At 60.8% G+C, this 14,318-nt stretch carries 12 protein-coding genes and 1 other annotated feature; of the genes, 7 read left to right on the top strand and 5 right to left on the bottom strand.

The genetic code is table 11. The features are described 5' to 3' along the window. The 3 genes from KPHS_38800 (at position 1) to KPHS_38780 (ending at position 2,777) form a co-directional block, all read left to right on the top strand. Positions 1-1,260, top strand: a complete 1,260-nt coding sequence (locus KPHS_38800) for a putative acyl-CoA N-acyltransferase (protein ID YP_005228180.1) — start codon at positions 1-3, stop codon at positions 1,258-1,260. Continuing rightward, positions 1-2,005 (top strand) — a sequence feature (potential frameshift: common BLAST hit: gi|238895934|ref|YP_002920670.1| putative acyl-CoA N-acyltransferase). (Overlaps the previous gene by 1,260 nt.) Beyond that, the gene (locus KPHS_38790) at positions 1,421-2,005 is read left to right on the top strand and encodes a putative acyl-CoA N-acyltransferase (protein ID YP_005228179.1); all 585 of its coding nucleotides are present in this window, start codon (positions 1,421-1,423) and stop codon (positions 2,003-2,005) included. It overlaps the preceding feature by 585 nt. Before the next feature lie 76 nt (positions 2,006-2,081). Next, positions 2,082-2,777 (top strand): esterase, encoded by a 696-nt coding sequence (locus KPHS_38780; protein YP_005228178.1) that lies wholly within the window; start codon positions 2,082-2,084, stop codon positions 2,775-2,777. A gap of 48 nt (positions 2,778-2,825) precedes the next feature. Here the strand turns inward: KPHS_38780 and KPHS_38770 are convergent, their stop codons facing one another. The 4 genes from KPHS_38770 to KPHS_38740 form a co-directional block, all read right to left on the bottom strand. Continuing rightward, a complete protein-coding gene (locus tag KPHS_38770) occupies positions 2,826-3,029 on the bottom strand; it encodes a YpfN family protein (protein ID YP_005228177.1) in 204 nt (67 codons plus the stop codon). A gap of 26 nt (positions 3,030-3,055) precedes the next feature. Beyond that, a complete protein-coding gene (locus tag KPHS_38760) occupies positions 3,056-4,183 on the bottom strand; it encodes a succinyl-diaminopimelate desuccinylase (RefSeq protein ID YP_005228176.1) in 1,128 nt (375 codons plus the stop codon). A 3-nt stretch (positions 4,184-4,186) separates the two neighbouring features. After that, positions 4,187-4,540, bottom strand: a complete 354-nt coding sequence (locus KPHS_38750; protein ID YP_005228175.1) for an ArsC family reductase — start codon at positions 4,538-4,540, stop codon at positions 4,187-4,189. Positions 4,541-5,092: 552 nt separating this feature from the next. Continuing rightward, positions 5,093-8,206, bottom strand: a complete 3,114-nt coding sequence (locus KPHS_38740; protein YP_005228174.1) for an aminoglycoside/multidrug efflux system — start codon at positions 8,204-8,206, stop codon at positions 5,093-5,095. Positions 8,207-8,578: 372 nt separating this feature from the next. Here KPHS_38740 and KPHS_38730 point away from each other — a divergent pair, with 372 nt between their 5' ends. The 4 genes from KPHS_38730 (at position 8,579) to KPHS_38700 (ending at position 12,325) form a co-directional block, all read left to right on the top strand. Beyond that, complete coding sequence (locus KPHS_38730; protein YP_005228173.1) at positions 8,579-10,561, top strand: glutamate synthase subunit small chain; 1,983 nt, start codon at positions 8,579-8,581, stop codon at positions 10,559-10,561. A 58-nt stretch (positions 10,562-10,619) separates the two neighbouring features. Beyond that, positions 10,620-11,216: a MutT-like protein gene (locus KPHS_38720; protein YP_005228172.1), complete on the top strand. Its 597-nt coding sequence runs from the start codon at positions 10,620-10,622 to the stop codon at positions 11,214-11,216. 63 nt (positions 11,217-11,279) lie between these two features. Next, the gene (locus KPHS_38710) at positions 11,280-11,756 is read left to right on the top strand and encodes a DUF1176 domain-containing protein (RefSeq protein YP_005228171.1); all 477 of its coding nucleotides are present in this window, start codon (positions 11,280-11,282) and stop codon (positions 11,754-11,756) included. A 74-nt stretch (positions 11,757-11,830) separates the two neighbouring features. Next, on the top strand, positions 11,831-12,325 hold the full coding sequence (locus KPHS_38700; RefSeq protein YP_005228170.1) for a DUF1176 domain-containing protein: 495 nt from the start codon (positions 11,831-11,833) through the stop codon (positions 12,323-12,325). Here the strand turns inward: KPHS_38700 and KPHS_38690 are convergent. Further along, positions 12,315-14,309, bottom strand: coding sequence for a transketolase (locus tag KPHS_38690; RefSeq protein YP_005228169.1), 1,995 nt, complete (start codon positions 14,307-14,309; stop codon positions 12,315-12,317). The genes KPHS_38700 and KPHS_38690 overlap by 11 nt on opposite strands. Positions 14,310-14,318: the final 9 nt, after the last annotated feature.

Here is a 14,318-nt window from a genome sequence, read left to right as displayed (position 1 = left end):
ATGATGGACGCGCTGCTTAACCTCACCGCGCAAATGGCGCGGGAGGGGATCCGTCGCCTGCTGGTGCTCAGCGGCGATGAGAGCTGGACGCTGCAGCAGGCGCAGGCGCTACGGGAGAGGCTCGGCGGCGATGGCCTGTGGGTTGGCCCCGAGCCGGGTTCTGCGCCCTGCGTGGCGCCCGGCGCGCTGAAAACGCTGCTGGGGCGGGAAGTGATGCACGCCTTTTTCGATGCCCGGCGCGGGTTTGATGTGGCCGCCATGGCGGCCCTGAGCGGCACGCTGCGGGCGGGAAGCTGGCTGGTGCTGCTGACGCCCCCCTTCGCCGACTGGCCGACCCGGGCGGATGAGGACTCTCTGCGCTGGAGCGATACGCCTGACCCTATCGTTACCCCTAACTTTGTTCACCGCTGCTGTCGGCAGTTTATCGCCGATCCGGAGGTGTTGCTCTGGCGGCAGTCGGACCGGCCACGTTTCCCGCTGGCCGCCCCGCGTCCAGACTGGCATCCCGCCGATGGCCGCCCGCAGGCCGAGCAGGCGGCAATCCTTGAGCAACTGATACGCCTGCCGCCCGGTATCGCGGCGGTGACGGCGGAGCGTGGACGGGGGAAGTCCGCGCTGGCGGGCATGCTCTTGCGCCAGCTTGGGGGCGAGGCCATCGTCACCGCCCCAACGCGTAGCGCTGTCGAGGTGCTGGCCAGCTTTGCCGGGGAGACGTTGCGCTTTATGGCGCCCGATGCGCTGCTGGCGTCGAAAGAAAAGGCGGCGTGGCTGATAGTCGATGAGGCCGCGGCTATCCCGGCTCCGCTTCTCCGGCAGCTGGTGAGCCGTTTTCCCCGCACGCTACTCACCACGACGGTGCAAGGGTACGAGGGCACCGGTCGCGGGTTCCTGCTGAAATTTTGCGCCAGTCTGCCCCATCTGCAATCGTTCACCCTGAGCGCCCCGATCCGCTGGGCGGCGGGCTGTCCGCTGGAGTCAGCCATCAGTCAGTTGCTTATCTTTAACGATGAGGCATTTCGCGACGCGCCGATGGGGGAGATAGCCCTGGAGGCGGTCAATCAGTCCTGCTGGCAAACGCAGCCAGCGCTACCGGAGGCGATGTACCAGCTATTGTCCGGGGCGCATTACCGAACTTCCCCGCTCGATCTGCGGCGCATGATGGATGCTCCGGGCCAGGCTTTCCGCTGCGCTCGCGCCGGCGGCGCGGTGGCGGGCGCCCTGTGGCTGGTGGCCGAGGGGGGGACTTTCTCCCGAACTTAGCCGGGCGGTATGGGCGGGTTTTCGCCGGCCGCGCGGGAATCTGGTCGCCCAGTCGCTGGCGGCGCACGGCGGCAGTCCCCTGGCGGCGACGCTGCGCGGGCTGCGGGTCAGTCGGATCGCTGTCCATCCCACCCGCCAGCGGGAAGGCCTCGGGCGGAAGATGATCGCCGATATCGCCGCCGATGCCGCTGGCTATGACTATCTCTCCGTCAGCTTCGGCTATACCGCTGAGCTGTGGCGCTTCTGGCAACGCTGCGGGTTTACCCTCGTACGGCTGGGTACCCATCGCGAGGCCAGCAGCGGCTGCTATACGGCGATGGCCCTCTATCCGTTGACCGCGGCAGGGCGCCAGCTGGCGCAGCGGGAGGCGCAGCGGCTGCAGCGCGATGAATACTGGCTTCGCCCGTGGCGAGAGGAATCCGCGCCGCTGCCGGCCGTCGCAGACGCTATGCTTAGTGATGAGGACTGGCTGGAAGCGGCGAGCTTTGCCTTCGCCCACCGCCCGCTGGCTGCGGCGCTGGGCTGCCTCAACCGCCTGCTGATGCAGGCCGACATGCCGTTGCCGGCCCTGCGGGGACGACTGCAGGGCAAAGAGGAGGCCGCACTCTGCGCCGTGCTGCAGCTGACGGGGCGAAAAGCCTTGCAGGCGAGATGGCGTCGGGAGGCCGCTGACGCCTTGCGCTCCCTTGATGCAGCGCGCGCTGATGCGCTGCGTCAGCAGGTGGCGCATCTGCAATTTTTTTAACTAACTCATTCAGTTAAATGGCATGGTCATATCTGGCGAGCGGCGTACACTGCCCGCAAACACTAAGGAGACAGCCATGAAACACGATCATTTTATTGTTCAAAGTCCTGCGACGCCTGCGCAACAGCTGTTGCTGCTGTTTCATGGCGTAGGGGATAACCCGGTCTCCATGGGGCAAATCGGCAGCTGGTTCGCACCGCAGTTTCCTGATGCGCTGATCGTCAGCATTGGCGGGGTGGAACCTTGCGGCCCCAACGGTCGGCAGTGGTTTTCGCTGCAGGGGGTGACGGAAGAGAATCGTCAGCAGCGCATCGACGCCATTATGCCGACCTTTATTGAAATTGTACGCTACTGGCAGGAAAAGAGCGGCGTCAGTCCACTGGCCACCGCGCTGATCGGTTTCTCTCAGGGGGCGATTATGTCGCTGGAGAGTATCAAAGCGGCGCCGGATCTGGCTTCGCGGGTCATCGCCTTTAATGGCCGCTATGCGACGCTGCCGGAGACGGCAACGACGGCCACTACCATTCACCTGATCCACGGGGGTGAAGATCGGGTTATCGACCTGGCGTGGGCGGTGTCGGCCGAGGAGGCGTTACAGCAGGCGGGCGGCGACGTGACCTTAGATATTGTCGACGATCTCGGGCATGCCATTGACGATCGCAGTATGCAGTTGGCGATCGAGCGTCTGCGTTATACCGTGCCGAAGCACTATTTTGATGAGGCGCTGAGCGGCAGTACGCCAAAAGGGGATGATATCATCGAAATGCTGTAACCCCGGAGAGCGGGGTTACAGGCGGGCGGTACCGCGATAAAGGCAAACTTACGGTTTCTTCGACTGGTCGTGCTTCGGCCAGTCGTCGTCATCGTCCCATTTATCGTTAAAATCACGGTGCGGCGGCAGATCGGGTTTGTTGTTGAGGAATTTTTTGTGGTCAACGCGATTCAGATCTTTAATCACGTTGATAATTACCCCCACCAAAAAGACCAGCACCAGAATCCACCAGTGTTTAATAAGCCATTCCATGCGCGCTTCCTCTTTACGTCAATTCGTCAGGCGACCAGCTGTTCCATGACGCGTTGATACATCCGCGCCAGCAGCTGCAGGTCGGCGGCGTTCACACATTCATTAATTTTGTGAATCGTTGCATTTACGGGGCCCAGCTCAACCACCTGCGCCCCCATGCGCGCGATAAACCGTCCGTCTGAGGTGCCGCCGTTGGTTAACAGCTGCGGTTTGATCTCATTATAGTGCTCAATCGCGTTGACGACCGCATCCACCAGCTTGCCCCGTCCGGTGAGGAACGGCTGGCCGGAGAGCCACCACTCCACGCTGTAACGCAGCTGGTATTTTTCCAGCAGGGCGATCACCCGGGATTTGATCATCTCGTCCGTCAGCTCCGTACTGAAGCGGAAGTTGAACTGGACGAACATATCGCCGGGGATCACGTTATTGCTGCCGGTGCCGGACTGCACGTTGGCGATCTGCATGCTGGTCGGCGGGAAGAACTCATTGCCTTTATCCCACTCGATATTGACCAGTTCCGCCAGCATCGGCGCCGCGCGGTGGACAGGGTTATCGGCAAGGTGCGGATAGGCGACATGGCCCTGCACGCCGTGAATAGTCAGGTTGCAGGTCAGCGAGCCGCGGCGGCCGTTTTTCACCACATCGCCGACCACTTCGGTACTGGAAGGTTCGCCGACCAGACAATAGTCCAGACGCTCGTTACGCGCCATCAGCGTCTCCACCACTTTGACGGTGCCGTTTTTGGCGCTGGCCTCTTCATCAGAGGTGATCAAAAACGCCAGTCGGCCCCTGTGGTTCGGGTACTGCGCGACAAAACGCTCTGCGGCAACCACCATCGCCGCCAGCGAGCCTTTCATATCCGCCGCTCCGCGGCCAAACAGCATCCCGTCGCGGATGGTCGGTTCGAACGGGGGATTGATCCAGCGGTCGGCGTCGCCTGCCGGGACTACGTCGGTGTGGCCGGCGAAGGCCAGCGTCTCGCCGTGGCCGCGCCAGGCCCAGAAATTCTGCGTATCGCCGAAATCCATCGGTTCAACGGTAAAGCCGATCGCACGCAGGCGTTCAATCATTAACGCCTGGCATCCCGCATCATCGGGGCTAAGGGAAGGGCGGCGAATAAGCTGCTGAGCCAGCTCAATGACCGGGCAAGACATAGACTATACCTCGTTAAACTGCTGATAACTTGCTTCACTAAAACCCAGCAGCATAGGACGACCGGGCGCGCAGAGCAATGGGCGTTTGATAATTGCCGGCATTTCCAGCATCAATGCGGCAGCGGCGTCGGCATTATCGATGCTATTGCGCAGCGACTCGTCGAGTTTGCGCCAGGTGGTGCCACGGGTGTTCAGCAGCGCCTGCCAGCCCAGCTCGGCAATAAAGGTATCCAGTTGCGCGCGCTCAAGGCCATCGGCGCGGTAATCATGGAAGCGATACTCAATCTGATGCGCTTCCAGCCAGCGGCGGGCTTTTTTAATGGTATCGCAGTTTTTAATTCCGTACATGGTGAGCATAGATAAACCTTTTACATTCAATTAAGCGGTTAACTCAGATATTTCCGAATATATAAGTCTTACTGAAATAATACGTGATTCAGATGAATAAATATAACTTTTTACCGGGGATCTCATTCGATATATCGGGTGGTTAAATGTTGGCCACCTGTGGGCATGATGTGAGGGCTTTAACATTATTGCAAAAATGTTGTCTGAGGTTGCTCTACGTCACATTATGTTTACATACGAAGCGGCATAGTAGCGACAACCAGAGGTTTTATCTCTGTCAGCGGTCCATAAGACAATCAGAGCAATAGGGGAGCACAACTTCCCATCGGTAATGAAGTTATATAGAATCGACCATAATAATAAGAGAGGCTATTATGATTGAACATGAACTGGGGAACTGGAAAGACTTTATTGAAGGCATGCTTCGTAAATAAATTTCCGCAATGTGAGCAGGGGAATAACGCGAAGTAAATAAGCGCGCTAGGGTTCTGAACACATAAAGAAGGCGACCACCGTGGTCGCCTTTTCTGTTATTACGCCTCGCCGCCGAAGCTCGTCGGTTTATTGCGGACGCTCCTTTAGCGGAAAACGGCGACGCACCAGCACAAAGAACAGCGGCACGAAAAAGATCGCCAGCACGGTGGCGGAGATCATCCCGCCCATCACTCCGGTGCCGACCGCATGCTGGCTGCCGGAACCGGCGCCGGTGCTGGTCGCCATCGGCAGCACGCCGAAGATGAACGCCAGCGAGGTCATCAGGATGGGGCGCAGGCGCTGACGGCAAGCCGACAGCGTGGCGCTGAGCAGATCCTGGCCCTTCTCGTTGAGCTCATTGGCGAACTCGACGATCAGAATGGCGTTTTTCGCCGACAGGCCGATCACCGTCAACAGACCCACCTGGAAGTACACGTCATTCTCCAGCCCGCGCATCCAGGTCGCCAGCAGGGCGCCAATCACCCCCAGCGGCACCACCAGCATCACCGAGAACGGCACTGACCAGCTCTCGTACAGCGCCGCCAGGCACAGGAACACCACCAGCAGAGAAATCGCGTACAGGGCCGGCGCCTGAGCGCCAGAGAGGCGTTCCTGGTAGGACATGGCGGTCCATTCGAGGCCAAAGCCGGTGGGTAACTGCGCGGCCAGCTTCTCCATCATGTCCATCGCGGTACCGGTACTGATACCCGGCGCCGCCTCACCGACGATCTCCACCGCTGAGTAGCCATTGTAGCGCTCCAGCCGCGGCGAGCCGGTCTCCCAGCGCGAGGTGGCGAAGGCCGAGAATGGCACCATCGTGCCGCTGCTGTTGCGCACGTACCAAAGATTGATATCGTCAGGCAGCATCCGGTATTTCGCCGCCGCCTGGACGTAGACTTTCTTTACCCGGCCGCGATCCATAAAGTCGTTGACGTAGCTCGACCCCCACGCGGTTTGCAGCGTATCGTTGATGTCGTCAATGGAGACGCCCAGCGCCTGCGCTTTACGCTGATCGATATCGACCTGCAGCTGCGGACTGTCATCGAGCCCGTTATGCCGGACGCGGGTCAACAGCGGATTTTTCCCGGCCAGCTCAAGTAGCGTATCGCGCGCCGCCATCAGCGCATCGTGCCCCTTCCCGGCATGATCCTCCAGCTCCATATCGAAGCCTGCCGAACTGCCGAGGCCGCTGATCGCCGGCGGGCTGCTGGCGATAACCCGCGCTTCGTTAATCTGATTAAACGCTTTGGTGGCGCGTTCAATAATGGCAAAGGAGGTGCCGGTTTGCGGGTCGCGCTGGTCCCAGTCTTTGAGACGAACGAACATGCGGGCCACGTTCTGCCCATTGCCGCCGGGGCCGGAGCCAACGGTAGCGAACACCGACTCGACGTTCTGCTTCTCGTTATTGAGGAAGTAATCTTCCGCCTTCTGCACCACCTTCAGCGTCTGCTGCTGGGTGCTGCCGCTCGGCAACTGGACCGAGGTGGTGAACATCCCGCGATCCTCCAGCGGCAGGAACGAGGTCGGCAAATGCAGAAACAGGAACACCATCCCGCCGAGCAGGAGGACGTAGATCAGCATCCAGCGCAGCGAGCGGTGCAGTATTTTGCCGACGAAGGTTTCGTAGCGGCTGGCGCTGCGGTTGAAGGTGCGGTTGAACCAGCCGAAGAAGCCTGTTCTTTCATGGGATTCACCTGGCTTAACAGGCTTAAGCAGCGTGGCGCAAAGGGCAGGGGTGAGGATCATGGCCACCAGCACCGAGAGGACCATCGCCGCGACGATAGTGATTGAGAACTGGCGATAGATGGCGCCGGTGGTGCCGCCGAAGAAGGCCATCGGCACAAATACCGCCGACAGCACCATCGCGATCCCCACCAGCGCGCCCTGAATTTGTCCCATCGATTTGCGGGTCGCCTCGCGTGGCGACAGGCCCTCCTCGCTCATGATGCGCTCGACGTTCTCCACCACCACGATGGCGTCATCCACCAGCAGGCCGATCGCCAACACCATCGCGAACATCGTCAGGGTGTTGATGCTGTAGCCACAGGCATACAGCACCGCGAAAGTGCCCATCAGCACCACCGGCACGGCGATGGTCGGGATCAGGGTGGCGCGGAAGTTCTGCAGGAACAGATACATCACGAGGAAGACCAGCAGGATCGCCTCCAGCAGGGTTTTCACCACGTCGGTGATGGAAGCCTTCACGAAGGAGGTGGTCTCGTAGGCGACCTTATATTCCAGACCGTGGGGGAAAAACTGCGCCAGCTCATTGAGGCGATTGATCACGCGCTCCGCGGTGGCCATTTCGTTGGCGCCGGAAGCCAGCTTGATCCCGAGGCCTGAGGCCGGCTGGCGGTTGTAGCGGCTAAGATAGTCGTACTTCTCCGCCCCCATCTCGACGGTGGCGACATCGCCCAGCGTCACCTCTGAACCATCCTGATTGACGCGCAGAGTGATATTGCGGAACTGCTCCGGGGTTTGCAGCAGAGATTGCGAGTTGATGGTGGCGTTCAGCGCTTGCTTATCGACCGAAGGCGTCCCGCCAAGCTGGCCGACGGCAATCTGGGCGTTCTGCGAACTGATGGCGTCGGTAACATCCTTGGTGGTCATCTGGTAGCTGTTGAGCTTCGCCGGGTCGAGCCAGATGCGCATTGAGTATTGCGAACCGTAGGCGTCGATATCCCCCACGCCGTTGACGCGGCTGAGCGGGTCCTGGATGTTACTGGCGACGTAGTCGGCGATATCTTGTTTATCCATACTGCCGTCAGTGGAGACGAAGGCGAGCGTCAGGATATTGGTATCACCGGTCTTGCGCACCGTCACCCCCTGGTTTTGCACCGCCTGCGGCAGCTTACGCATCGCCGACTGTAGCTGGTTCTGAACCTGCTGCACGGCTTCATCCGGGTCGGTACCGGCGGTAAAGCTGAGGGTGATCGTCGCCTGGCCGGTGGCGCTGCTCTGGGAGGACATATACATCAGGTTATCGAGGCCGGTCATATTCTGTTCGATAACCTGAGTGACGGTATTCTCCAGGGTTTGCGCGGAAGCGCCGGGATAGTTGGCGGTGATCCGCACATTCGGCGGGGCGAGGTCGGGATACTGTTCAACCGGCAGCGACAAAATGGCAAGGGCGCCCGTCAGGCATAACAGGATTGCCAGCACCCATGCAAAAATGGGGCGATCGATAAAGAAATTCGCCATCAGAATAAAAACCTCATATGCACATTTTCTTGTTATTGCACAGCCTGTGCCACTTTAGCGCCAGCCTCTCCGGCAATCGTGGAGAAATTAAGGAGATAGTGTAATTTATCATGTTGCTTTTGCCGTATCGTAAAGAAACCTCGAGCTTTCCTGCCAGCAGGTAGCGAGTCTGCTTCGTCACCGCAGACCGGCGCATTATCCCTTGCCGGTGTGAAACCTCATTTCATTTAAGTCAAAAAAATTGATCCAAAACGGATTCTCTCCAGAAAAAGTTCATCCTGGGCAATTGGACATTGTTCCGGCGTCATCTTGTCGGGTAATAAATAGGCATGCGCATTGAGGGGTTATTCACCAAGAAGACAAAAGGAAGCCATGAACCACTTTATTTTGAGCGATAGCCGAAAGTGCATCGGCTGCCAGGCCTGCGAAGTGGCCTGCGTGATGGCGCATAACGAGGAGCAACACGTGCTGACCCCGCAGCGCTTTTTGCCACGTATCACCGTGATCAAAGCGGAGGGCCAGCGTAACGCCATCACCTGCCGCCACTGCGAGGACGCCCCCTGCGTCCGCAGTTGTCCCAACGACGCCATCGCCCAGTCCGGCGACAGCGTTCAGGTCCGTCAGGAGAAATGCATTGGCTGTAAATCCTGCATGGTGGCCTGCCCGTTCGGGGTGATGCAGGTGGTGGTGACGCCGCAGGCCGCAGGCCTGGTGAAAGCCAGCGCGCACAAGTGCGATCTATGCCAGGGCCGCGAGGCGGGGCCGGCCTGTGTGGAAAACTGTCCCGCGCAGGCGCTGACTCTCGCCGACGATGAGACGTTGATCACCCTGGCGAAGCAGCGGCGACTGCGCTCGGCATGCCAGGAGGTGCAGCCGTGGCAGCGCGCTACGCCGCTCTGCAGCCAGCCCAATGCTGGCGCGAAGGTCAGGCAAATGGCGATGACGCCCCCGCGCGGGGAGCCGGATAAGCTGGCGGCGGAGGTGCGTAAGAGCCACTTTGAGGAGATCTATCAGCCGTTCACCCCGCAGCAGGCGCAGCAGCAGGCCGCCCGCTGTCTCACGTGTGGGGAGCACAGTATTTGCGAATGGACCTGCCCGCTGCATAACCATATCCCGCAGTGGATCGAGCTGGTTAAAGCGGGGAATATCGCCGCCGCGGTCGCGCTTTCCCATCAGACCAACTGCCTGCCGGAGATCACCGGCCGCGTCTGTCCCCAGGACCGGCTGTGTGAAGGCGCCTGCACCCTGCGCGATGAAAGCGGGGCAGTCACCATCGGCAATATTGAGCGCTATATTTCCGACCAGGCGCTGGCCAGCGGCTGGCGTCCGGACCTTTCGCAGGTTAAGCCGAGCGGCAAGCGGGTGGCGATTATCGGCGCCGGGCCGGCCGGGCTGGCCTGCGCCGATATGCTGGTGCGCCACGGCGTCCAGCCGGTGGTCTTCGACCGTCATCCGGAGATTGGCGGTCTGCTGACCTTCGGCATTCCGGCGTTCAAGCTGGATAAATCGCTATTGGCCCGGCGGCGGGCGATCTTCAGCGAGATGGGTATCCGCTTTGAGCTCAATTGCGAGGTGGGGAAAGATATCTCCATGGCGACACTGCTGGCCGAGTATGACGCGGTGTTCGTCGGCGCCGGAACCTATCGCTCCATGAAGGCGGGGCTGCCGAACGAAGAGGCCCCCGGGGTCTACGATGCGCTGCCGTTCCTCATCGCCAACACCAAACAGGTGATGGGGCTGGCGGCATCGGCGCAAGAGCCTTATGTCAACACCGCCGGGCTGAACGTGGTGGTGCTGGGCGGCGGCGATACGGCGATGGACTGCGTGCGCACCGCGCTGCGCCACGGCGCCCGCCAGGTGACCTGCGCCTATCGGCGAGATGAAGCCAACATGCCGGGCTCGAAAAAAGAGGTCAAAAACGCCCGCGAAGAGGGGGCGCTCTTTGAGTTTAACGTCCAGCCGGTGACGCTTGAGCTGGACGAGAACGGGCGGGTTAACGGGGTACGCTTTTTGCGCACCGAGCTGGGCGCTCCGGACGCCGGGGGAAGACGCCGTCCGACGCCGATCCCCGGCAGCGAGTTTGTTATGCCGGCAGATGCGGTGATCATGGCCTTTGGCTTCCACCCGCACCGCATGCCCTGGCTGGAAGCGGCGGGGGTGGCGCTGGACAGTCAGGGGCGTATTAAAGCCGGAGTGGAGAGTCGTTACCGTTATCAGACCAGTCAGGAGAAGATCTTTGCCGGCGGCGATGCCGTGCGCGGCGCAGACCTTGTAGTGACGGCGATGGCGGAAGGCCGTCACGCGGCGCAGGGGATCCTGGACTATCTGGCGCGGAAAACGACGCCGCTTCACTGACGACAAACCCGGCTCCGCAGCGTAGTATGAGGGCGTCCTTTTACGCTGTGGGGTCGGTATGTCACTCAATATTCACGTCATTAAAGATAAAATCCTCTCTGAGAACTGGTTCGTACTACGCAACATGACCTATGAGCTGACGCGGGCGGACGGCAGCGTCGTGCGCCACAAGCGCGAGGTCTACGATCGCGGCAATGGCGCCACCGTGCTGCTGTATAACCGCCATAAGCAGACGGTGGTCCTGGTGCGTCAGTTCCGTGTCGCCACCTGGGTCAATGGCAATCATGACGGCATGCTGATTGAAACCTGCGCCGGGCTGCTGGACAACGACGAGCCGGAAGCCTGCATTCGTAAAGAGGCGGTGGAAGAGACCGGCTACGAAGTGGGCGAGGTGAGAAAGCTGTTTGAGCTGTTTATGTCGCCAGGGGGCGTCACCGAGGTAGTGCATTTCTTTATCGCCGAGTACAGCGACGCGCAGCGAACCACCAGCGGCGGCGGGGTGGATGATGAAGCCATCGAGGTGCTGGAGCTGCCTTTTAGCCAGGCGCTGCAGATGGTCGCTGACGGGGAGATCCGCGACGGTAAGGCGGTCATTCTGCTGCAATATCTGCAAACCTCCGGCCTGATGTCGGGGAACTCTGACAAATCCGATTGAGTAACCCGCTGCCGTTGTCCAGGATAGGCGCCGTGGTCGGGTTTATCTGGGGTCGGGCGGTTCATGCTTTTTCGCGTCATCTTTTTCCTTTTTCTGGCGGTGCTGCCTTGCTCGCAGGCATGGTCGGCACCGACGCAGCAGCGCTTCAACGACTGGCTGGTCACCTGTAACAACCAAAATTTCTGCGTCACCCGTAACGTGGGGCTGCATCATGGCCTGGTGATGACCCTCAGCCGCAGCGCTGGGGCAGTCACTGACGCCAGTCTGCGTATCGAGCTGGGCGGCACCGGCAATCCAGTGGCGACGCTCGCGCCGATAGCGCCGCGCCTGCTGCTGGATGGTAAACCGCTGTCCCTGACCGACAAGCGCTGGCACATTGAAGATAAACTCATTAAAACCGCCGACAGCGTGACGATCGATGCGTTTCTCCAGCAGGTTCAGGAGGGTAAAGCGCTCTCGCTGGCCAATGGCCTGCAGACCATCTCCCTGCAGGGGTTGAAAGCGGCTCTGTTTTTATCGACGATCGGCAAAAGCGGGTAGGTAGCGAAACGGCCTGGGTCGGCAAAGGGGAAGAGCCGCCGCTCAGCGTACCGCCGGCGCCGGCGCTGCGCGCGGTGGCGAGCGCGGAAACGGCGCAGTCGCCGCTGGGGCGTGAGGAGCTCAACGATCTGATGGACTATGGTAATGAGCGGATGACCAACAGCCACTGCTCCCTCGATCCCTTCCGCCGCGAAATTCGCGTTACAGCGCTGACGGATGACAAAGTGCTGCTGATGACCAGCTGCGAATCCGGCGCCTACAACACCGTCTGGCTGGCCTGGCTGGTCTCCCGCCAGCGCCCCTATGTCGCCCATCAGGTGCGGCTAACGTTGCCATTTCAGCCGCCGGGCGAGGCGCCGCGGGAGATTGAGCTGATCAACGCCAGCTATGATGACCGCCGCCATGAGCTGGTGACCCTGGATAAAGGCCGCGGGGCCGGCGATTGCGGGATCCAAACCCGCTGGCGTTTTGACGGCCAGCGGTTCAGCCTCTCCCGCTACGCGCAGCAGCCGACGTGCGACAACTGGCAGGGGCCAGATGCCTGGCCCACGCTGTGGATCACCCGTTAAGCACCTGTTCGGCGGTGGCGACGATATGGTCGACCGTAAAGCCAAAGAACGGGAACAACTGCTCTGCCGGGGCGGATTCGCCATAGCCGGTCATGCCGACGATCTTGCCTTTTAAGCCGACATATTTATACCAGTAGTCCGCTATCCCGGCTTCGACCGCCACCCGGGCGCTGACGTCCGACGGCAGCACGGATTCGCGCCAGGCCTCATCCTGGGCGTCAAACACATCAGTGGAAGGGAGCGAGACGACCCGCACATTTACCCCTTTGGCCAACAGTTTTTCCGCGGCCAGGACGGTGATCTCCACTTCCGAGCCGGTGGCGATGAGGATCAGGTCGGGCTTGCCGCCGGCATCCTTAAGCACGTAGCCACCCCGGGCGATATCCTGCACCTGTTCCGGGGTACGCGGCATCTGCGCCAGGTTTTGTCGCGACAGGATCAGCGCCGTCGGCCCGCCCTGTCGCGCGATAGCCGCCTGCCAGGCGACGGCGGTCTCCACCTGGTCGCAGGGGCGCCAGGTGCTGAAGTTGGGCGTCAGCCGCAGACTGGCCAGCTGTTCCACCGCCTGGTGCGTCGGCCCGTCTTCCCCAAGACCGATCGAGTCATGGGTATAGACCATGATCTGCCGGGCCTTCATCAGGGCTGCCATGCGCGCGGCGTTGCGGGCGTACTCCACAAACATCAGGAAGGTCGAGGTATAAGGAATAAAGCCCCCGTGCAGGGCAATGCCGTTGGCCACCGCGGTCATGCCAAACTCGCGCACGCCGTAGTGGATATAATTGCCCGCAGGATCTTCTTTAATCGATGTCGATCCAGACCAGATGGTCAGGTTACTCGGCGCAAGATCCGCAGAACCGCCCAGCAGTTCCGGGAGGTGCGGGCCGTAGGCGTTCAGCGCGTTTTGCGAAGCCTTGCGGCTGGCGATTTTCGCCGGCTCGGCCTGCAGTTTCGCCACGTAGTCGCGGGCGATCGCGGCAAAGTCTTCCGGCAGGGCGCCATTCATACGTCGGGTCAGCTCAGCGGCCAGCTCCGGGAACTGCTGCTGGTAGGCGGCGAATTTCTCGTTCCAGGCGTGCTCCGCTTTTTCCCCGCGCGGACGCGCATCCCAGCCCGCGTAGATCTCTTTCGGGATCTCGAACGGAGGATATTTCCAGCCAAGCTGCTGGCGGGCCAGCGCTACCTCTTTTTCGCCAAGCGCCGCCCCGTGAGACTCCTCTGAGCCGGCTTTGTTGGGCGAACCGAAACCGATGATGGTCCGGCAGATAATCAGTGACGGTTTATCTTTCACCGCCTGCGCTTCCGTTATCGCCTGTTTGATAGCCTGCGGATCGTGGCCGTCGATATCGCCTATGACGTGCCAGTGATAGGCGCGGAAGCGTTCCGCCGTATCATCGGAAAACCAGCCTTCGGTTTTGCCGTCGATGGAGATGCCGTTGTGATCGTAAAAACCGATCAGCTTGCCCAGTCCGAGCGTGCCGGCCAGCGAACAGGCCTCATGGGAGATCCCCTCCATCAAACAGCCATCGCCCATGAACACCCAGGTGTGATGGTCAATGATCTCATGGCCGGGGCGATTAAATTGCGCCGCCAGCGTCCGTTCGGCGATGGCCATCCCGACGGCGTTCGCCAGCCCCTGGCCCAGCGGACCGGTGGTGGTTTCCACCCCAGGGGTATAGCCATGCTCCGGGTGGCCGGGCGTTTTAGAGTGCAGCTGACGGAACTGCTTCAGTTCAGACAGCGGCAGATCGTAGCCGGTCAGGTGCAGCAGACTGTAGAGCAGCATCGACGCGTGGCCGTTGGACAAGATGAAACGGTCGCGGTCCACCCAGTCAGGGTTCTGCGGATTGTGCTTGAGAAAATCGTTCCACAGCACTTCGGCAATATCAGCCATCCCCATCGGCGCACCGGGATGGCCGGAGTTGGCTTTCTGCACGGCGTCCATACTCAGGGCGCGGATGGCGTTGGCAAGCTCTCTTCGGGACATATTTTTCTC

The sequence above is a fragment of the Klebsiella pneumoniae subsp. pneumoniae HS11286 genome (assembly GCF_000240185.1).
Classification (GTDB): Bacteria; Pseudomonadota; Gammaproteobacteria; order Enterobacterales; family Enterobacteriaceae; genus Klebsiella; species Klebsiella pneumoniae.
Note: the sequence above shows the minus strand (reverse complement) of the source record. Positions and strands in the feature narration are given on the sequence as shown.

Excerpts from the sequence above, each read along its gene's own strand:
- KPHS_38800 (YP_005228180.1), top strand. The coding sequence starts at position 1 with ATGATGGACGCGCTGCTTAACCTCACCGCGCAAATGGCGCGGGAGGGG.
- KPHS_38790 (YP_005228179.1), top strand. The coding sequence starts at position 1,421 with ATGATCGCCGATATCGCCGCCGATGCCGCTGGCTATGACTATCTCTCC.
- KPHS_38780 (YP_005228178.1), top strand. The coding sequence starts at position 2,082 with ATGAAACACGATCATTTTATTGTTCAAAGTCCTGCGACGCCTGCGCAA.
- KPHS_38770 (YP_005228177.1), bottom strand. The coding sequence starts at position 3,029 with ATGGAATGGCTTATTAAACACTGGTGGATTCTGGTGCTGGTCTTTTTG.
- KPHS_38760 (YP_005228176.1), bottom strand. The coding sequence starts at position 4,183 with ATGTCTTGCCCGGTCATTGAGCTGGCTCAGCAGCTTATTCGCCGCCCT.
- KPHS_38750 (YP_005228175.1), bottom strand. The coding sequence starts at position 4,540 with ATGCTCACCATGTACGGAATTAAAAACTGCGATACCATTAAAAAAGCC.
- KPHS_38740 (YP_005228174.1), bottom strand. The coding sequence starts at position 8,206 with ATGGCGAATTTCTTTATCGATCGCCCCATTTTTGCATGGGTGCTGGCA.
- KPHS_38730 (YP_005228173.1), top strand. The coding sequence starts at position 8,579 with ATGAACCACTTTATTTTGAGCGATAGCCGAAAGTGCATCGGCTGCCAG.
- KPHS_38720 (YP_005228172.1), top strand. The coding sequence starts at position 10,620 with ATGTCACTCAATATTCACGTCATTAAAGATAAAATCCTCTCTGAGAAC.
- KPHS_38710 (YP_005228171.1), top strand. The coding sequence starts at position 11,280 with ATGCTTTTTCGCGTCATCTTTTTCCTTTTTCTGGCGGTGCTGCCTTGC.
- KPHS_38690 (YP_005228169.1), bottom strand. The coding sequence starts at position 14,309 with ATGTCCCGAAGAGAGCTTGCCAACGCCATCCGCGCCCTGAGTATGGAC.